Here is an 18,876-nt window from a genome sequence, read left to right on the forward strand (position 1 = left end):
AATAACATAAAATATCTGACGAAAAAATAATCCTTTGTGCAAAGTTCCCCATTACTTACCACTTGCCATCTCACATGTCTCATTTTAATATAAGAACAAATGTTCTCTTTAAGGAGATGAGCTTCATGTATGAAAATGCACCAGAACGCTCGATTATATGTATTGATATGCGCAGCTTTTATGCGAGCTGTATCGCATCGTTAGAAAACTTAAATGTAATGGAAGTGCCAATTGCCATTGTCGGGAATTTTCAGCAAAAGGGAAGCGTTGTACTTGCTGCATCGCCACCAATGAAAAAGCGTTTTAATATTCGCACCGGATCACGTTTGTTTGAAATCCCGCCACATCCGGATATTCGCCTATTTGAGCCACGAATGTCACTCTTTATTCGTATGTCGATGGAAATTACACGTTTGTTCAATAATTTCGTTCCAAAAGAGGCCATTCATGTATATAGCGTTGATGAAAGCTTTATCGATTTGACCGGCACAGAAAAGTTATGGGGAACTCCTGAAGAAACAGCGCAGTATATTCAACAACTTATTTACAACCAATTTGACATTCCATGTGCAGTCGGTTTTGGACCAAATATGCTTATGGCAAAGCTGGCGCTGGATATTGAAGCAAAGAAAACGGGATTTGCGAAATGGACATATAATGATGTAGCGGAAAAATTATGGCCGATAATGCCGCTATCCACAATGTGGGGAATTGGTGGTCGTACAGAAAAAACGCTGAATCATATGGGTATTTACTCTGTTTATGATTTAGCGCATACCGATTTATCCCTACTGGAAAAACGCTTTGGAGTGTTGGGTAATCAGCTCTATTATCATGCATGGGGAATCGATCACTCGACTGTTGGTGCACCAATCATGCAGGGGCAAATCAGCTTCGGAAAAGGGCAAATGCTCATGCGTGATTACCGCAGCCGAAAGGAAATTTTAGTCGTACTGCTTGAAATGTGCGAAGACGTAGCAAGGCATGCAAGGGAAGCAAAGAAAACCGGACGAACGATATCATTGGGACTTAGCTATAGTAAAGATGCTTTCGGAGGTGGATTCCATCGTTCGCGCACAATTGATGAGCCGACAAATGATACATTGAAGATTTTTGAAGTATGCAAACAATTACTCGACGAATTTTATGCAGAACGCCCAGCACGCAAAATTACGATTACATTAAGTAATATCGAAAGTGAATATTCAATGCAGCTCAGCTTATTTGATGAGAAGAGGTGGCGCAACCGTAAGCTCGGGGAAACAATGGACCGTTTACGTACAAAATACGGAACGACTGCCTTATTACGTGCAGTTTCCTATACAGAAGCGGGTACAGCACTTGCACGGTCGACATTAGTAGGCGGACATAAACAATAAGGGAGTGAACGCGATGAACAAAGATAGAGGTGTGATTAAATGGACCGCGATGATGTTACCCGAGCATGTAAAGTTATTGCGTGAATGGCAGGAAGAGGACTCGCTGGTGATGCAGCCTGAATTGGATGAAGCTCAGTTGGAGCAAATTAATATAAATTTACAGAGAGCCTATTCAGAAGCTAGCCCCATCCAATTGAAGGTATGGGAGCAAACAGGCATTTACACAATTACAGGTATTATTCAAAAAGTAAATGTACACGAACAATATGTGAAGCTAACAGACAACCAAAAAATTCTATTTCACAATATTTATGAAGCCATATTGGATGAATAAAATTCCCACTATATCTATCTAGCGGGCATTCGCCATTCGGATTTTGTACACGTACAAATGTATCGCTGAAAAAGAATATTCAAAAAATATTGTTTTTTACAAAAGAACACCCTATAATCAATTTCATGGAAATCTTTGAACATCAAGTTTTCGCTGTGGATTATTGTACTTTCCACAAAGACAATTGTTTTAATGAATAAGAAATAATAGATAGAGTTCAGCAATATTTAGGGGTGGATTCATCTTTTAAAGGATAGGGAGGCTTCATCGTGAAAAAAATTATGGTGACCGGTGCTTTAGGTCAAATTGGTTCGGAATTAGTAGAAAAATTACGTCATACGTATGGCGTTGACAATGTATTGGCAACAGATATTCGAAAAATTGATCAGCATGAAGGTCCATTTGAAGTATTGGATGTAACAGATGGGAAACGCATGCATGCGCTCGCACATGATTTTGGCGCAGATACGATGATTCATATGGCTGCACTACTATCAGCAACAGCAGAAAAAAATCCAGTTTTCGCATGGAATTTAAATATGGGCGGTTTAATGAATGCACTTGAAGTAGCACGTGAGCTCGATATGCAGTTTTTCACGCCAAGCTCAATTGGCGCATTCGGTCCTTCTACGCCAAAGGACAATACACCACAAGATACATTACAGCGTCCAACTACAATGTACGGAGTAAACAAGGTAGCGGGCGAATTATTATGTGATTATTACTATACACGCTATAGACTGGATACGCGCGGAGTCCGATTCCCAGGATTAATTTCTTATGTAACGCCACCAGGTGGGGGAACGACGGATTATGCGGTAGATATTTATTATAAGGCGATTGCGGAAGGTCGCTACACATCTTATATTGCAGAAGGTACTTTTATGGATATGATGTATATGCCGGATGCACTGCAGGCAATTGTTGATTTAATGGAAGCAGACCCGGCAAAGCTTATACACCGTAATGCGTTTAATATATCAGCGATGAGCTTCGAGCCGTCGCAAATTGCAGCGGAAATTCAAAAGCATATTCCAAGCTTCACAATGGATTATGATGTAGATCCGATACGTCAGGCAATTGCAGACAGCTGGCCAAATGCTATTGATTCATCAGCTGCTATTGAAGAATGGGGCTTTAAAGCAAGCTACGATTTGGAAAAAATGACGGTCGATATGCTGGAAAAACTAAAAGTACGATTAGCACAAAACGCAATTTAAAATAATGTTGGCGAGTGAAATTGTTGAAAAGCAGTTTCACTCGCTTTTTATTGTAGATGAGTTTCTTGTTTTTTTAAAAACCCCTCACTTCACTTCTCAGTTCCCTCACAATCGCCTAATCTCAACTGAAATTAACAAACCATAATAAGCAAAAAGTGCCATTATTAACAAAATATTTTCATTTTTCAGTATATTATATTAGAATGATATTGTGGGATAAATTGGGAGGCGACTATTGGGGATGGGGATTTGCCAATAAAAGAAACGCTTAATACAAGGGGGAAACAAACTATGATGATGCAAACACCACTCGTTCTAACAGATATGATCAAGCGTGCAGAAACGTATTATGCACACAAGGAAATAATATCACGTACAAGTGAGAATAAGGTTCACCGCCTTACATACGGGCAATGGGTAAAGCGCACAAGAAAGCTGGCGCACGCATTAACAAAGTTAGGCATGGAACGCGGCGATAAAATTGCGTCATTTGCCTGGAATCAACACCGCCATTTAGAAGCATACTTTGCAGTTCCATGTTCAGGTGCAATATTGCATATGGTCAATATTCGCCTATCACCGGAACATATTGCGTACATTATTAATCATGCAGAAGATAAAATTATTTTAATAGACGAAGATTTAGTGTCGTTAATTGAAGAAGTGCAGCACGAATTAAAAACAGTGCAGCATTACATCATAATGGCAGATGGAGACTTGCCAAACACAACTTTACCAAACGTCTTATCGTATGAAGCACTGCTTGAAGAAGCAGAAGACAGCTTCGAGTTCCCGGAAGATTTGGATGAAAATGAACCGGCAAGTATGTGTTATACAAGTGCGACAACAGGCAATCCAAAAGGAGTTGTCTATACACATCGTTCACTCGTGCTGCATAGTATGTCCATCTCAATGGTGGATACGATGGGGATTTCGGAGCGTGACACGATTTTGCCGATTGTCCCGATGTTCCATGTAAATGCATGGGGAATGCCATTTGCAGCAGTAAATGTTGGGGCGACGCAAGTGTTAATCGGCCCACAATTTACACCAGCTTTAATTTTAGATTTCATCGAGCAATATAGTGTGACGAAAACAGCAGGAGTACCGACAATCTGGCTTGGCGCAATACAGGAGCTAGAAAAGAAGGCGCGTGATTTATCGTCATTACAGGCCATTTTCTGCGGGGGATCAGCTTCGCCAAAAGGACTTATTAAGAAATATGAAGAAATGGGCGTCAATTATATTGTGGTGTACGGTATGACGGAAACTTCACCGATTGTTTCGATGTCACGTGATATGTCACATATGGATGACTGGCCGTTAGATAAAAAAATTGAAACACGCGCAATGCAGGGGCTAACAGTTCCGGGAATTGAATCGAGCATCGTAAACGAAAACGGTGAAGTACCTTGGGACAGCGAAACGATGGGGGAGCTACGTTTACGCGGACCTTGGATTGCAGCTGAATATTATAAAGATGAGCGCACAGCGGAAGCATTTTCAGACGGATGGCTTTACACGGGCGATATAGCAGTCCGTTCAAAGGAGGGTTTCATTAAAATAACAGACCGCACAAAAGATTTAATTAAATCAGGCGGCGAATGGATCTCATCGGTTGATTTGGAAAATGCGCTTATGTCGCATGAAGCTGTATTTGAAGCGGCAGTAATTGCTATCCCACACGCGAGATGGCAGGAGCGGCCACTGGCATGTGTCGTATTAAAAGAGGAAGCAACCGCTACAAAAGAAGAATTAATTGCATTTTTGGAAGGGCAATTTGCCAAATGGTGGCTACCAGATGATATCGTCTTCTTAACAGAAATTCCGAAAACCTCTGTAGGGAAGTTTTTAAAGGCGAAGCTGCGTGAAAATGTAAATGAAATTTATCCACAGCTCCAAGTATAATATAGAATTGCCAAAAAAATGGGACCGCATCGAATTACCGAGCGTCCCCATTTTTTGTTGTTTTTCCACCTGTGAAAAAACGTTTCATTAAGGAAAGTCCTAAGTTGAAAAGGAAAATAATAAGCGCTACACGAAAGAATGCAACAAAATATTGCCAAACGGTCGTACTCTCAATAAAGAGTAATGACATGTTGTCGACTAAAGCATACGTAAAATAACCTGCAAGTGCGATGAAAAATACCCCAGCAAAAAAATCCTTTACACTCATTCATTGGCCTCCATCCGCTACTACTTAATAAGTAAACGATACCACAGGAAGGAAAGAGAAAGTAGACTAATTTATCGTAGCTTTTTTCGTCGCTTGCACTAGCGCTTCAATCGTTGCCCAGTCTTGCTCAACTAAGGCAGTGACAATTTTACTGCCGACAATTACGCCATCTGCAATCTCACCAAAACTCTTCACATGTTCGGTTGTTGAAATCCCGAATCCTGCTAACACCGGAATATTGCTCGCTGCTTTCAAGTTTGCAAAGTGCCCGGCAAGTTCTGTAGCAAAGCTTGCACGTTCACCAGTAATACCGTTTACCGTAACGGCATAAACGAAGCCTTCACTTGCAGTGGCTAATTTCTTAATACGTTCAGGAGGGCTCATTAATGACACGAGCTGAACAAGCGCAATGCCGTTTTCTTTTAAAGCGTCATGCAATAAAGCACTTTCTTCGTAAGGCATATCCGGTACAATCAGTCCTTGAACACCACCACGTTTTGCATCCTCTGCAAATGCTTCAATTCCATAAGCTAAAATCGGATTTAAGTAAGTCATGACAACAAGAGGAATACGGATTTCCTGTGCAAAGCTTTGCAGTTCATCCAGCACCTTTTTCAATGTCACACCGTGTGCAAGTGCACGTTCGCCGGCTTGTTCAATTGTTGGTCCATCTGCTACAGGATCTGTAAATGGAATTCCGACTTCAATTGCGGAAACTCCGATTTGCTGAAGCTTTAATATAGTAGGTTTTAACGTTTCAAGCCCGCCATCGCCTGCCATTATATAAGGAACAAATGCTTTATCCCCTGCAGCTAATACGTTTTCAAGCTGTTTTTGCAATGTCATTTCACGCCACCTCCAAGTTTATCCATTAATGTGTGCACATCTTTGTCTCCGCGTCCTGATAAGCACACGACAACAATTTCATCAGCAGGACGGTCTTTGGCAAATTGACTTGCATAGTAAACGGCATGCGCGCTTTCCAATGCCGGTAAAATTCCTTCCGTTTCACATAACAGCTTCACACCTTCAAGTGCCTGTTCATCTGTAACAGAAGGGTAGGATGCACGGCCTGTTTCATGTAAATGACAATGCTCAGGACCAACACCTGGATAATCGAGCCCTGCTGAAATAGAATGTGCTTCTTGTACAAAACCATCTTTGTCTTGCAGTAAATACATGAAAGCACCGTGCAGGACGCCTGTTTTCCCGACATGAATTGCTGCGGCATGTTTATCTGTATCTACACCGGAACCTGCAGCTTCAACCCCGTATAATGCAACATTTTGATCTTCCACAAACGGATAGAACATTCCAATCGCATTACTACCACCGCCAATACAAGCGATGATCGTATCGGGTAAACGTCCTTCCTGCTGTAAAATTTGGGTACGTGTTTCATCCCCAATAACACGTTGGAAATCACGGACAATTGTAGGGAAGGGGTGCGGGCCAAGTGCCGAACCTAAAATGTAATGCGTATCTTCAATATGAGTGACCCAGTGACGCAATGCTTCATTAACCGCATCTTTTAATGTTGCGGAACCTTTTTCTACCGCAATAACTTTTGTTCCGAGCAGCTCCATACGGAAAACGTTCAGTTGCTGACGGCGTACATCTTCTGCCCCCATATAAACGATACATTCCATATCAAGCAATGCACACGCAGTTGCCGTTGCGACTCCATGCTGACCTGCACCAGTTTCAGCAACAATTTTCTTCTTCCCCATACGTTTTGCTAAAAGTGCTTGGCCGATCGCATTATTTATTTTATGAGCGCCAGTATGATTTAAATCTTCGCGTTTTAGATAGATTTTTGCACCGCCGACTTTTTTCGTTAAACGCTCAGCAAAATAAAGGGGAGTTTCCCGTCCGACATATTGCTTTAAATAATAGTCAAGTTCTTCCTTGAAAGAAGGGTCCTTTTTTGCTTCCTCATATGCAAGCTCTAATTCCTCAAGTGAAGTCATCAATGTCTCGGGCACGAATTGACCGCCAAATCGTCCAAAGCGCCCTTTTACAGTCGTCGTCATAAAATCAACTCTCCTTTTGCTATTTCAATAAAATTCGTAATCGCTGTCGAACTTTTTCGACCATCTACCTCTACACCACTTGAAACATCTACCGCAAATGGCTCGACAAGCATAATCGCCAGTCCTACATTTTCTTCATTTAATCCACCTGCTAAAATGACCTTTTCCATCGGAATATTTACTTTATCCAAAAGCATCCAGTCAAATGATTCTCCACTACCTCCGCGGAAGTTCGTACCTGGCGCATCGAATAAATAGTAGTCGACATCATATGTTGCTGCTCGCTTAACGTCTTCTTCCCCACGAATCGAAAATGCCTTAATAGCTGGCAGACCGATTTCCTGTATTTCCTCCTGCGTTTCATCTCCGTGATACTGGATATAGTCGAGTCCGACTTGATCGGCAATTTGTCGAATGACATCGTTCTTTTCATTTACAAAAACTCCAACCTTTTTTATCGTACTTGGAATACTCTTTGCCAGCTCGGTTGCTTCCTCTACTGTAATGCGTCGTTTACTGGGCGCAAACATAAACCCGATAAAATCCGCTCCAGCTTTTACCGCAGCTTCGACATGTTCGATTTCTTTCAATCCGCAAATTTTTACTTTAGTCATCTCTTTTCGCCAACCTTCGCTATGATGTCGATTTGTAGTGCTTTAAGGGAATTCTTGACGTTTCCGCTCACCATTAATGATTCGCCAACTAAAACTCCTTTTGCGCCTGCATTCGCCACAAACTGTGCATCTTCTGCGTTCCAAATGCCACTTTCGCTAATAAACGCAATGGAAGAAGGGGGAAGATGCTGGGCAATTTCAGCGGTAGTTGTTAAGGAAACTTCAAATGTCTTTAAGTTACGATTATTAACTCCGATAATTTTCGCGCCAATATTGAGTGCACGCTGTAACTCCTCCGTATCGTGTACTTCTACAAGGACTTCGAGCTGTTTTTCGGTTGCATATGTGTATAGTGCCTTTAATTGTTCATCCGTCAATGCTGCCACGATCAATAGTATGACCGAGGCGCCTGCAGCCTTTGCGTAGTCAATCTGTACTTCATGAATCATGAAGTCTTTGCATAACACCGGAATATTCACCGCATTTGCTACCGCATGTAAATCTTCGAAACTGCCTTTAAAAAATGCCTGCTCTGTTAAAACGGAAATGCAGGCAGCACCGGCTTCCTCATACTGTCTAGCCTGTTCAACAGGGTCGATGTGTGTCGCAATATCACCTTTTGATGGTGAGGCGCGTTTCATTTCAGAAATGACTTGCAACTTACTGGCGGTAATTAATGTTTCATACAAAGAGGGGCGTACCTTATCAATTGTTGGGAAGTTTGGTGCTGATGCAAGTAAAGCAGGTAATTCAAGCTCTTTTTGCGCTATAATTCGGTCTAAAATAGTCATATAATCGTTTCCTCCTGCATCACTTTTTTGTTATAGGCAACAACACTTTCTAGCTTTTCATATGCACGACCCGACAGGATGCTGTCCTTTGCCATGTCGATACCTTCTTTCATCGTGCTCGCTAAGCCATATGCAAAGAACCCAATGCCGGCATTTAACACGACTGTGTCGAAATATACACTTTGCTTTCCTTTTAATAAATCGCGCATAATTACTGCGTTTTCAGCAGGGGTGCCACCACGGATAGCCGATAATGGCTTTGCAGTTAAGCCTACATCTTCCGCACGAAGCTTAAACGGAATAATATCACCGTGGTCTAAAAGGACGAATGTATTCTCACCGTCCAATGATGCCTCATCCATTCCTTGTGCACCCGATACGACAATCGCGCGCTCACGACCGAGCATGTGCAGCACTTCAGCATAATCCGTAGTAAAGTTAGGGCGGTTAATACCAACGAATTGAGTTTTCAAAGGTACAGGATTTGTTAAAGGTCCGACTAAATTAAAGATTGTCGGCTTTCCAAGTGATTGTCGAACTTCGCCGATTCGCTTTAGCTTTGGATGCATGTTTGGTGCATGTAAAAAGGCAATTCCGTGCTGTTTCAATAAATCTATCGTCTGTGCCGTATCCGGGAGTAGGGTAATGCCAAGTGCTTCTAAAACATCCGAGCTGCCTGAAGCACTCGACACTTTCCGGTTACCATGCTTCGCGACTAAAATGCCCCCGCCAGCTAACACGAAAGCGGCGGTCGTACTAATATTGAAGCTTTGGAGGCCATCGCCACCTGTACCACAATTATCGATATAAATACCTTCTGGTGCATCAACAGAGACGGCATGTGATTTCATGACAGAAGCGAGTCCGGCAACTTCATGTGCTGTTTCGCCTTTGATACTCATCGCTGTTAAAAAGGCAGCTATCTGTTCTTTCGGTGTCTGCTCATTAAAAATGAGTTGTGCAGCCTGCTGCATCTCTTTAAAAACTAAATGTTCTTTTCGCTCGATTTGTTCAATGTAAGGAGTTAAAGACATACATACTCATCCTTTCAATAGTGAGTGGAATGGGGCATCCTCACTCGTTTCTGTGTGAAGATGTGCAACATTTCCCTGAATCGTTATCGTATTATCGGGTGTCGTGAAATCGACTTGCCCGTTAAAGCCAATATAGCCGATTAATCCTTGTGCCGGCAGAAGCTCCTTTACTACATCAATCGCATGCAACGTTGGGTTCAGTGAGCCTTGTGTTGTTGTCGCCAATTTCTGCACTGAATTTTCCACACTAAATGGTTCAATTGGCAATGCTTCATTTGTAACTGAAATAGATCCGTCCCGTACTTGCATAAAGTTTGCCTGTGATGTTCCAAGTAAAGTGCAATCATCAAATTCGACATAATACATATATGGTGCAGCATAATCAATTCGCATTTTTCGATAAAGTGAAAGGGCATCGCCGCTAAATTGTGCGGCATAATGACCGTTTCGTTCTTTTTCGACATGATTTAGGGTATACGATGTTTCTTCTGGTGTTGTGCTTGTAAACAACTGCTCAATCAGTACATCAATATTTGGCTCCTCCTGCTCGGCTTCAATATTCGTATGGAAAACAGCAATCTCGTCTGTTAAATGATCGAAAATAACGAGTGTATCGTAAACATGAAACTGCAGTTCAGGCAATGGTTTTTGCAATGCATGAATATAGCCGATCCCCCCGCCCGTAAAAGGATATTCGGTATGTGATGATATGCGCGGCATTACTTGTTTAATCAATTGAATAAGCTCACCGTCATATGTGTACTCTCTATTGGATAGATGCGATTTATCAATAAGCTGCTGTCCGTTGCCGCTATAGGTTTTTCTTGGATTGACGCCGATGAAGGAGTAGCGTCCATTACCCTCATATTTGGATGAGCTTTCTAAAAGAAATTTTCGTTCGCCCTTTAAACGTTGGAAAATGGAGATTGGTGTCAGTAGATCACCGTTCACTTTTTTCATTGATGTACGAAAACGTTGTTGAATTGCCATTCGACACACTCCTTTTAATTTTGGGAATAAAAAAAGTCCCCAGCAAAAGAATAAACTTTTGCTGAGGACGATCTGCACCGCGTTGCCACCTCGATTGAAGCTATAAAATAGCCTCCACTTAAACCTGATAACGGCAGGGTACCGTCCGCCGACTAATGCCGGCAGCTTTCATAAGGCCCATTCACATTTACCTTTTGACGTATTTTCACCAACCATACGCTCTCTGCACAAAATGGAAAATGCTACTCTTCTTATTCAACAATTTACTCAACTAAACTCTTCTCAACTGAAACGGTGGTCGCGCTCCCGCAACCTGCTACCGTAATGTAATATTTTGAATATGCTTATTCTAACACTGAAAATAAAAATGTCAAACAATTCTAAAAAAACTTAACAAAAAACCCACCGGCTAATGACCAGTGGGTGAAACGATATATGTTAGATCAATTTTTTGAAATCAAGTCGTTTATTTAAAGTGTACATAATAGGTGCACCAACCGCTAAAACTACAAACTCCCCAAATGCTACAAATAACCATGTCTCCCAAAACGGAAAGTCCAACACTAGGTTAAGCTGTGCCGCAATGATAAACATTGTAAACGTAAAGAGTGTCGTATTAATAACTAAACGTGCCCAAATGTTTTTTACAAACTTACAGATGAAAATAAAAATCCCAAGTGTAAGAATAGTATGTCCTACGCCAAAAATTAGGTCAATTGGACCGACCGATGACATAAGGAAATTTGAAAAAAATACACCCAATACAACACCTAACATAAAACGAGGGTTGAAGGCGATTAGATGATTAAATATTTCGGCAATACGGAACTGTACTTGTCCAAAACTAATCGGGGCAACTAGCATAGTAATTGCAATATATAATGCTGCAATAATTGCACTCGTTGCAAGAAACTTTACTTTCATATTAAATTCCTCCTAGTTTTTTAACGTGGGATGGTTACGAACCACGCAAAGCAACTGCAATCATAGCAATATTGAAAAAGAAAGTAAAGAATTATAGAACTAAATCCCCTTCAAAGTTCAATAAATTGACAAATGATAAAATTATGAATAATGCATATATAATTCAGTGGTTTAAAGCGCGAAATTATCATGAAGAGATATGTAGTGAATTAATTTAATATCTGAACATTCTAAATCTTATTGACTATCTGAAAATGAAGAGGTAATATAATTTTAATTCACACTTCATCCAAATGAAGTTCGTCGCTTTAAAGTGACAGAGAATAATAGGGGGATAAATTATATGACACGTAAATTAACGAAGCTTTCCTTTTTAGTATTTGGGCTTCTTTTACTTTTAGCAGCATGCGGTGGAGAAGAGAAAGATACTGCTACTAATGCTACAGCTAGTGACGGAGGAACAGAGTCTGCACAAACTGATGAAGCAAAAACATTTAAAATCGGAACAACTCAAATCGTAGAGCACCCATCATTAGATGCTGCAAAAGAAGGATTCAAAAAGGCGATTGAAGACGCAGGGATTAAAGCAGAGTATGTGGATAAATCAGCTAATGGAGATAACAGTGCTAACATGTCAATCGCACAACAATTAGTAAGCGATAATGTAGATTTGATTTTTGCAAACTCAACACCATCTGCCCAAGCGGCAAAAGGTGCAACTGCTGATATTCCAATTATCTTCACATCGGTAACCGATGCGGTAGGTGCGGAATTAATCGAATCAATGGCAACTCCAGGGGCAAACGTTACTGGAACAATTGATTTACATCCGGAGACAATGCCAAAAACAATGGCATTTTTAAAAGAACTTGGTGTAAAAAATGTAGGGATGGTTTATAACGCTGGAGAGCAAAATTCAGTAGCCCAAATTTCAACTGCTAAAGAATTAGCAGCAAAAGAAGGTATTACAATTGTAGAAGCATCTGCTTCAACATCAGCGGAAGTAAAACAAGCAACAGAATCATTATTAGGTAAAGTAGAAGCGTATTACATCATTACAGATAACACAGTTGTAAATGCATTAGAATCAGTTATCGATGTAGCAAATGCAAACAAATTACCATTAATCGTTGGTGAGTTGGATTCTGTAGCACGTGGTGGATTAGCAGCATACGGTTTCAATTACTACGATATCGGTTATGAAGCAGGGCAAATGGCAGCTCAAATTTTATTGGAAGGGAAATCTCCTTCTGAAATTCCGGCAGCATACCCAGCAAACTTAAAATTAGTCATCAATAAAGAAACTGCAGAAAATTTAGGCTTAGAAGTTAAACCTGAGTGGGAAGCAGAAGTACAATAATTTGAATGCTGGTAAATAGCCAGGAATAAATATTCGCGCTTGTGCCCTTAAGGAAGGTCTGCCTAAAGTCATCGTAATGAGATCAAGGCTAATATTCTAGAAGGTCCTAGCGCGAATTAACGTTTAACTACTTTTTAATGGGTGCTCATAAGCTCTAAAGGTTCAATGGATAAAAATTATAGGAGATGATTCGAGATGTTTACAGCTTTGTTTGGGTCGGTAGAGCAAGGAATCATCTATGCAATTATGGCACTGGGTGTTTATTTAACATTCCGAGTGCTGGATTTTCCGGATTTAACGGTTGATGGAAGCTTTGTAACGGGTGCAGGTACGGCCGCAATGATGATTGTACTTGGCTATAATCCGATACTCGCAACATTGGTCGCAACAGTTGCTGGATTTATTGCTGGATGTATGACAGGAATTTTACACACTAAAGGGAAAATCAATCCGCTGCTTGCAGGGATTTTAATGATGATCGCGCTTTATTCTATTAATCTTCGCATTATGGGATTAAGCTCCGATACGGGTGTAACAAGACCAAATATCCCACTGTTAAATTCAGAAACAATTTTTACAGTGTTCGGTAATTTTTGGGCAAGTTTAGGCATTGATTCAGTCATCTCAAATGCCTTAAAGTCAATGGGTCTGGCAACGGTGCCAACAACTTGGGGTATTTTAGCCTTTATGCTCGTTGTGACGATTATTATTAAGCTTATCGTTGACTGGTTCTTAAAAACGGAAGTCGGTTTGGCGATTCGTGCTACAGGGGACAACAAACGGATGATTCGCAGTTTTTCGGCAAATACTGATTCATTAGTTATTTTAGGGTTAGGTATTTCAAACGGTATGGTTGCACTGTCAGGAGCATTAATTGCGCAATATACAAAATTTGCGGATGTTGGATTAGGTATCGGGATGATTGTTGTCGGATTGGCCTCTGTTATTATCGGGGAAGCAATTTTCGGTACGAAGTCGATTGTCCGTGTAACCTTCGCTGTTATTGCCGGGGCAATAATTTACCGTATGATTTACGCTTTAGCGTTGCGTGTAAAATGGCTGGATTCAGGTGATATGAAATTAATTACAGCATTTATCGTTATTTTGGCATTAGTAATTCCGCAAATCGTTAACAAGTATAAAGAAAAGAAACGTAAGGCAAAACGTTTGGAAGAACGAATGGCACTACAAAAGGCAAATTTAAAAGTTGAGCAGGGAGGGAATGGCCTTGCTTAAATTGGATAGTATCAATAAAGTGTTTAACGAAGGAACACCCGATGAGAAAATTGCATTGGATAATATTAATTTGCACTTAGCGCCTGGTGATTTTGTTACCATAATTGGAAGTAACGGTGCAGGGAAATCGACAATGATGAATATGATTTCCGGTGCCCTAACACCCGACTTTGGATCTGTCATTATTAATGGCAATGATTTAACACGTTTACCTGAACATAAGCGGGCGGTACATATTGGCCGTGTGTTCCAGGATCCAATGGCTGGTACAGCACCTACAATGACGATTGAAGAAAATTTGGCGATTGCCTATTCAAGAAATGCCAAACGCACACTTCGATTCGGTGTAGATAAAAAACGCCGTGAATTTTTCAAATCCTCATTAGAAAAATTACACCTGAATTTGGAAAATCGCCTAAATGCAAAGGTAGGTCTATTATCAGGTGGTGAACGCCAAGCATTAAGTCTATTAATGGCGACCTTTACGAAGCCTTCCATTTTGCTGCTCGATGAACATACAGCAGCACTGGACCCATCACGTGCAGAGCTTATTACAAAGCTGACGAAAGAATTGGTGGAGGAAAGTAAGCTGACAACGCTGATGGTTACGCATAATATGCAGCAGGCGTTGGATTTAGGTAATCGCTTAATTATGATGGACAAAGGGCAGATTATCCTGGAGGTAGGGGAAGACCGAAAACCGGCACTAACGATTCCAGATTTAATGACCGAATTCGAGCATATCCGCGGAGAAAAAATGAATTCAGATCGCGCGCTATTAGGCTAAAATAAAATCCCGGCAGTCATTGTTAGAATGACTGCCGGGATTTTTTTATAGATGGAATAAAGGAGATTTTTGTCCGGGATTACACAAGAAGTGCAAACAATGTACTGTCCTTATTAACCTCTTTATATTCAAAACCATTGGCCAACATGCGCTCGATTAAACCGGCGCGGTCATCAGGGTGGGCAAGTTCAATCCCTACTAATGCCGGACCACTCTCTTTATTGTTTTTCTTCGTATATTCAAAAGTTGTAATATCATCATTCGGCCCAAGCACTTCGGCCAAAAATTGTCTTAGCGCCCCGGAACGTTGTGGGAAGCTAACGATGAAGTAATGTAATAGTCCTTCGTAAATAAGCGAGCGTTCTTTAATTTCCTGCATCCGTCCGATGTCGTTATTTCCACCTGAAATAATGATAACAACGGATTTCCCCCTGATTTGTTCCGCATAAAAATCAAGAGCTGCAACTGACAAAGCTCCAGCTGGTTCGGCAATAATTGCATGCTTATTATATAAGTCTAAAATCGTAGTACACACTTTTCCTTCTGGAACAGTAATAATATCGTCCAAATAATGCTTACATACTTCATACGTTTCCTGCCCGACACATTTAACAGCAGCACCATCGACAAATTTATCAATCCAGTCGAGAGCAATAGGCTCCTTATTTTCAAAGGCAGACTTCATACTTGCTGCACCGGCAGGCTCTACCCCAATGATTTTACTTGTAGGTGATAAGTTTTTAATGTAGGCGGATACGCCGGACATTAAACCGCCCCCACCTATGCTGCCGAAAATATAGTCAATCGGTTCCTCGATATCATTCATAATTTCGACGGCTACAGTTCCTTGACCCGCCATGACGTCAACATCATCAAATGGGTGGATGAAAATACGGTTCTCTTCTTCACAATAAGCTACTGCGCTTTCCGCTGAGTCATCGAATGTATCACCGGCTAACACAATTTCAACAAAGTTCCGGCCAAACATACGAACCTGATCGATCTTTTGTTTTGGTGTTGTTTTTGGCATGAAAATGGTTGCTTGAATTTCAAGCTTTGCACAGGCATAAGCGACACCTTGTGCATGATTCCCGGCGCTTGCACATACGACACCTGAAGCACGTGCCTCATTTTCGATTTTCTTAATTTTATAATAGGCACCGCGTAATTTAAAGGACCGAACATGCTGTAGGTCTTCACGCTTAAAATAAATTTTTGCACCATACTTTTCGGATAAATATTCATTTAATTGCAGCGGGGTATGCACGACTACATCTTTTAAAAAATGATGGGCAATCAATACATTTTCAACTGCAATTGTTTTAGGTTGAGCAACTTCCATTTTCATGTGACCTCCGTAATCAGTTTAAAGATTACATCATTCTATCATAAATTTGTGCTTATGAGACCTAAAAAGTCAGTAAATTTAGAAAGTTCTTAAATTATTCATAATGAAAGCGTTTTATTGAAGAAAGTAATTTATTTCATACTACCTTAATAAAGAAAGTTGCATATCTGTTTAGCAAATCGGATAGCCTTATGAAGAATTGTCAGAACCCGTATTTACCGTTTTATTGTTTATGTAAAGAAGTGAAGGGGTAAAAAATACAATGCTATGGCAGTGGAATTTTGTTTTATAGTAAATCAATTTTTTACAAGTTCCAAGAACATATCTAGGAGGAATTAAATATGACTAAAACAGCTATTATTACAGGTGGGGGAAGCGGATTAGGTCAATCGACAGCTATCCGTATGGCCCAAGAAGGTATAAATATTGCAGTAGTGGATGTAAGCGAAAAAGGCGGAAATGAAACCGTCGAAAAAGTAAAAGCACTTGGCGTTGATGCTATTTTTATAAAAGCAGATGTTTCGAAAGCAGAGGAAGTAAAAAAATATGTAGACCAAACAATGGAGAAATTCGGTTCTTTCGATTACTTCTTCAATAATGCGGGTATTTCGGGAAGCGGGAAATACTATTTAGATACAACAATCGAAGAAATTGAACAGATTGTTGGCATCAATTTGTTAGGTGCATTATACGGGGTACGTTATGTAGCGGAAGTGATGCTAAAAAATGGTGGCGGTTCAATCGTGAATACAGCTTCTAGTGCTGGTGTCATAGGTCAAGACTCCGTTGTCACGTACTCAGCAACGAAACATGGCATAATTGGCTTAACGAAAAGTATGGTAGCAGAGTACGCAAAGGACGGATTACGTGTCAATGCCATTGCACCAGGACCGACCGAAACACCAATGGTAAAATCATTCTTTGAAGCAAACCCACAAATGAAGGAAAATGCAACAAGTGGAATCCCACAAAAACGCTTAGGGACACCTGAGGAAGTGGCGGAGCTCGTAACATTCTTATTAACATCAAAAGCAGAATATATTAATGGGGAAGTCATTCGTATCGACGGTGGATTCACAAGCACAAAATAAAATATAAAAAGGGCTGCTCGAAATGTCAGAGGGAAATCTGATATTTCGGCAGCCCTTTATTTTTTGTTCGATTTAGAATAGTAAATGTGCAATTGCAGCAATAATTGGAATCGAAATAATTGTACGGATTAGGAAGATAATGAATAAATCCCAAAGCTTTAATGGAAGCTTCGTACCTAATATTAATCCACCGACTTCCGACATGTAAATCAATTGCGTAACGGATACCGTTGCAATGAAGAAACGCGTCATTTCCGATTCAATACCTGCGCCTAAAATTGATGGTAATAGCATATCAGCAAAACCGACAATCATTGTTTGTGCGGCTTCACCTGCTTCTGGAATTTGAAGAAGCGCTAAAATTGGTTCAAACGGCATTCCTAAAATACGGAAGAAGCTTGTAAATTCAGCTAAAACTAATGCAATTGTTGCAAATGCCATAATAATAGGTGTTACCGCAAACCACATTTCCAATACATTCACAAACCCGTTCTTCACCATTTTGCCTAAGCTGCGATTTGAATTCGCTTTATTTAATGCATTGTGTAAGCCGTATGAAAATACATTAAAGCCTTCTTGTACATCTTCACGATTGGCAGGTACTTCACTACCGTCAATTAACGTATCCGCCTTTTGTTTAAGCGGGTAAATACGTGGCATAATAAACGCTAAAATTAAACCACAGATGATTACAGAAGCATAAAATTCAAGGAAGTAATCCCCAATACCAATTGTTTCAACAACGACTAGGCAGAATGTAATCGAAACGACAGAAAACGTTGTGGCGATTGTTGCGGCTTCACGTCCCGTATAATTTTTGTCTTCATATTGCTTGCTCGTCAGTAAGACACCAATTGTCCCGTCACCAACCCATGAAGCTAAGCTGTCAATTGCTGATCGACCAGGAATTTTGAATAGGGGACGCATAATTTTTACCATCATAGACCCGAAAAATTCAAGTAAACCGAAATCCGTCAATAATGGTAGTAATAATCCGGCAAAAAGGAATAATACAAACATGAATGTTACAAGTCCAACAGCAGGATCAAGCAGCACACCTGTTGTTACATCACTTGTCAGACTCTCAGGCCCAATTTGGAAAACATACATACTTGCGAAAATAACTGCAAGCACACGCATAATTGTCCAGAACCAGTTAACACGGAATAAAGAATCCGCTAATGTACGAGAACCTTTTTGTGGAATGAATTGCATTGCTACAGAACCCGCAGCAGCAATTACAAACACAATGAATGCGAACCAATGAATAAATGGTTCGACTTTACCTGCCAAAAAATTAGCAAGAATAGCAATCGGTACTTTTATGCCATCATCTGTTCCAATCGGAGTAATAAAAATAAACACACCAAGTACAGAAAACGCTATAAAAAGAAACCACGTATAAAAAGAAAATTTCTTTGTCATATATATAACCTCTTTAATTTGTTAGTTGAATATTTATACACTATAAATCTTGAATATTCATTTGTCTACTGTTTTGCGTAAAGATTAAATTTTCAGAAATATATGTTGAGTAGGAGGGGTTTATCTTTACCCTA

At 40.4% G+C, this 18,876-nt stretch carries 18 protein-coding genes, 1 riboswitch and 1 other annotated feature; of the genes, 8 read left to right on the forward strand and 10 right to left on the reverse strand.

Annotated elements, in window-relative coordinates:
* Nucleotides 1–125: 125 nt before the first annotated feature.
* The 4 genes from MKY13_RS02280 (at nucleotide 126) to MKY13_RS02295 (ending at nucleotide 4,841) form a co-directional block, all read left to right on the forward strand.
* The gene (locus MKY13_RS02280) at nucleotides 126–1,379 is read left to right on the forward strand and encodes a UV damage repair protein UvrX (RefSeq protein ID WP_339215045.1); all 1,254 of its coding nucleotides are present in this window, start codon (nucleotides 126–128) and stop codon (nucleotides 1,377–1,379) included.
* A 13-nt stretch (nucleotides 1,380–1,392) separates the two neighbouring features.
* Nucleotides 1,393–1,713 (forward strand): YolD-like family protein, encoded by a 321-nt coding sequence (locus MKY13_RS02285; protein WP_191700731.1) that lies wholly within the window; start codon nucleotides 1,393–1,395, stop codon nucleotides 1,711–1,713.
* Between the two features lie 269 nt (nucleotides 1,714–1,982).
* Nucleotides 1,983–2,933, forward strand: coding sequence for an L-threonine 3-dehydrogenase (locus tag MKY13_RS02290; RefSeq protein ID WP_191700732.1), 951 nt, complete (start codon nucleotides 1,983–1,985; stop codon nucleotides 2,931–2,933).
* Between the two features lie 294 nt (nucleotides 2,934–3,227).
* Nucleotides 3,228–4,841, forward strand: a complete 1,614-nt coding sequence (locus MKY13_RS02295) for a long-chain fatty acid--CoA ligase (protein WP_339216835.1) — start codon at nucleotides 3,228–3,230, stop codon at nucleotides 4,839–4,841.
* 34 nt (nucleotides 4,842–4,875) lie between these two features.
* On the opposite strand, the gene MKY13_RS02300 is transcribed toward MKY13_RS02295, so the two are convergent.
* From MKY13_RS02300 to MKY13_RS02335, 8 genes are all read right to left on the reverse strand, one after another.
* The gene (locus tag MKY13_RS02300; RefSeq protein WP_191700733.1) at nucleotides 4,876–5,109 is read right to left on the reverse strand and encodes a sulfate permease; all 234 of its coding nucleotides are present in this window, start codon (nucleotides 5,107–5,109) and stop codon (nucleotides 4,876–4,878) included.
* A gap of 66 nt (nucleotides 5,110–5,175) precedes the next feature.
* A complete protein-coding gene (gene trpA, locus MKY13_RS02305; RefSeq protein WP_339215048.1) occupies nucleotides 5,176–5,955 on the reverse strand; it encodes a tryptophan synthase subunit alpha in 780 nt (259 codons plus the stop codon).
* Nucleotides 5,952–7,142, reverse strand: coding sequence for a tryptophan synthase subunit beta (gene trpB, locus MKY13_RS02310; protein WP_339215050.1), 1,191 nt, complete (start codon nucleotides 7,140–7,142; stop codon nucleotides 5,952–5,954). The genes trpA and trpB overlap by 4 nt, the downstream gene beginning before the upstream one ends.
* Complete coding sequence (locus MKY13_RS02315; protein ID WP_339215052.1) at nucleotides 7,139–7,756, reverse strand: phosphoribosylanthranilate isomerase; 618 nt, start codon at nucleotides 7,754–7,756, stop codon at nucleotides 7,139–7,141. The genes trpB and MKY13_RS02315 overlap by 4 nt, the downstream gene beginning before the upstream one ends.
* Nucleotides 7,753–8,547 carry an indole-3-glycerol phosphate synthase TrpC gene (gene trpC, locus MKY13_RS02320; RefSeq protein WP_339215054.1) on the reverse strand — a complete coding sequence of 265 codons (795 nt, stop codon included), beginning with the start codon at nucleotides 8,545–8,547 and terminating at the stop codon, nucleotides 7,753–7,755. Before trpC ends, MKY13_RS02315 begins: the two co-directional genes overlap by 4 nt.
* Complete coding sequence (trpD, locus tag MKY13_RS02325) at nucleotides 8,544–9,581, reverse strand: anthranilate phosphoribosyltransferase (protein ID WP_339215056.1); 1,038 nt, start codon at nucleotides 9,579–9,581, stop codon at nucleotides 8,544–8,546. Before trpD ends, trpC begins: the two co-directional genes overlap by 4 nt.
* A gap of 6 nt (nucleotides 9,582–9,587) precedes the next feature.
* Nucleotides 9,588–10,571 carry a metal ABC transporter ATP-binding protein gene (locus MKY13_RS02330; protein ID WP_339215058.1) on the reverse strand — a complete coding sequence of 328 codons (984 nt, stop codon included), beginning with the start codon at nucleotides 10,569–10,571 and terminating at the stop codon, nucleotides 9,588–9,590.
* A 60-nt stretch (nucleotides 10,572–10,631) separates the two neighbouring features.
* Nucleotides 10,632–10,839 (reverse strand) — a binding site (T-box leader).
* 170 nt (nucleotides 10,840–11,009) lie between these two features.
* Nucleotides 11,010–11,495 carry a QueT transporter family protein gene (locus tag MKY13_RS02335; protein WP_191700740.1) on the reverse strand — a complete coding sequence of 162 codons (486 nt, stop codon included), beginning with the start codon at nucleotides 11,493–11,495 and terminating at the stop codon, nucleotides 11,010–11,012.
* 6 nt (nucleotides 11,496–11,501) lie between these two features.
* Nucleotides 11,502–11,546: riboswitch (PreQ1 riboswitch) on the reverse strand.
* Between the two features lie 292 nt (nucleotides 11,547–11,838).
* On the opposite strand from MKY13_RS02335, the gene MKY13_RS02340 reads away from it, so the two are divergent.
* From MKY13_RS02340 to MKY13_RS02350, 3 genes are all read left to right on the forward strand, one after another.
* On the forward strand, nucleotides 11,839–12,855 hold the full coding sequence (locus MKY13_RS02340) for an ABC transporter substrate-binding protein (RefSeq protein WP_339215061.1): 1,017 nt from the start codon (nucleotides 11,839–11,841) through the stop codon (nucleotides 12,853–12,855).
* A gap of 195 nt (nucleotides 12,856–13,050) precedes the next feature.
* Nucleotides 13,051–14,091, forward strand: a complete 1,041-nt coding sequence (locus MKY13_RS02345) for an ABC transporter permease (protein ID WP_339215063.1) — start codon at nucleotides 13,051–13,053, stop codon at nucleotides 14,089–14,091.
* On the forward strand, nucleotides 14,084–14,878 hold the full coding sequence (locus MKY13_RS02350; RefSeq protein ID WP_339215065.1) for an ABC transporter ATP-binding protein: 795 nt from the start codon (nucleotides 14,084–14,086) through the stop codon (nucleotides 14,876–14,878). The genes MKY13_RS02345 and MKY13_RS02350 overlap by 8 nt, the downstream gene beginning before the upstream one ends.
* A gap of 79 nt (nucleotides 14,879–14,957) precedes the next feature.
* Here the strand turns inward: MKY13_RS02350 and ilvA are convergent, their stop codons facing one another.
* The gene (ilvA, locus tag MKY13_RS02355; RefSeq protein ID WP_191700744.1) at nucleotides 14,958–16,220 is read right to left on the reverse strand and encodes a threonine ammonia-lyase IlvA; all 1,263 of its coding nucleotides are present in this window, start codon (nucleotides 16,218–16,220) and stop codon (nucleotides 14,958–14,960) included.
* A gap of 347 nt (nucleotides 16,221–16,567) precedes the next feature.
* Between ilvA and MKY13_RS02360 the strand changes: the two genes are divergently transcribed.
* Nucleotides 16,568–17,317, forward strand: a complete 750-nt coding sequence (locus MKY13_RS02360) for an SDR family oxidoreductase (protein ID WP_339215068.1) — start codon at nucleotides 16,568–16,570, stop codon at nucleotides 17,315–17,317.
* A gap of 72 nt (nucleotides 17,318–17,389) precedes the next feature.
* On the opposite strand, the gene MKY13_RS02365 is transcribed toward MKY13_RS02360, so the two are convergent.
* Nucleotides 17,390–18,742 carry a YjiH family protein gene (locus MKY13_RS02365; protein WP_191700746.1) on the reverse strand — a complete coding sequence of 451 codons (1,353 nt, stop codon included), beginning with the start codon at nucleotides 18,740–18,742 and terminating at the stop codon, nucleotides 17,390–17,392.
* Between the last annotated feature and the right edge of the window lie 134 nt (nucleotides 18,743–18,876).

The organism is Solibacillus sp. FSL W8-0372, from assembly GCF_037969735.1.
GTDB classification, from domain to species: Bacteria; Bacillota; Bacilli; order Bacillales_A; family Planococcaceae; genus Solibacillus; species Solibacillus faecavium.

Coding starts and splice junctions, on each gene's coding strand:
- MKY13_RS02360 (WP_339215068.1), top strand. CDS start 16,568: ATGACTAAAACAGCTATTATTACAGGTGGGGGAAGCGGATTAGGTCAA.
- MKY13_RS02340 (WP_339215061.1), top strand. CDS start 11,839: ATGACACGTAAATTAACGAAGCTTTCCTTTTTAGTATTTGGGCTTCTT.
- MKY13_RS02335 (WP_191700740.1), bottom strand. CDS start 11,495: ATGAAAGTAAAGTTTCTTGCAACGAGTGCAATTATTGCAGCATTATAT.
- MKY13_RS02330 (WP_339215058.1), bottom strand. CDS start 10,571: ATGGCAATTCAACAACGTTTTCGTACATCAATGAAAAAAGTGAACGGT.
- MKY13_RS02315 (WP_339215052.1), bottom strand. CDS start 7,756: ATGACTAAAGTAAAAATTTGCGGATTGAAAGAAATCGAACATGTCGAA.
- trpD (WP_339215056.1), bottom strand. CDS start 9,581: ATGTCTTTAACTCCTTACATTGAACAAATCGAGCGAAAAGAACATTTA.
- MKY13_RS02285 (WP_191700731.1), top strand. CDS start 1,393: ATGAACAAAGATAGAGGTGTGATTAAATGGACCGCGATGATGTTACCC.
- ilvA (WP_191700744.1), bottom strand. CDS start 16,220: ATGGAAGTTGCTCAACCTAAAACAATTGCAGTTGAAAATGTATTGATT.
- MKY13_RS02280 (WP_339215045.1), top strand. CDS start 126: ATGTATGAAAATGCACCAGAACGCTCGATTATATGTATTGATATGCGC.
- MKY13_RS02300 (WP_191700733.1), bottom strand. CDS start 5,109: ATGAGTGTAAAGGATTTTTTTGCTGGGGTATTTTTCATCGCACTTGCA.
- trpA (WP_339215048.1), bottom strand. CDS start 5,955: ATGACATTGCAAAAACAGCTTGAAAACGTATTAGCTGCAGGGGATAAA.
- MKY13_RS02295 (WP_339216835.1), top strand. CDS start 3,228: ATGATGCAAACACCACTCGTTCTAACAGATATGATCAAGCGTGCAGAA.
- trpB (WP_339215050.1), bottom strand. CDS start 7,142: ATGACGACGACTGTAAAAGGGCGCTTTGGACGATTTGGCGGTCAATTC.
- MKY13_RS02365 (WP_191700746.1), bottom strand. CDS start 18,742: ATGACAAAGAAATTTTCTTTTTATACGTGGTTTCTTTTTATAGCGTTT.
- MKY13_RS02345 (WP_339215063.1), top strand. CDS start 13,051: ATGTTTACAGCTTTGTTTGGGTCGGTAGAGCAAGGAATCATCTATGCA.
- trpC (WP_339215054.1), bottom strand. CDS start 8,547: ATGACTATTTTAGACCGAATTATAGCGCAAAAAGAGCTTGAATTACCT.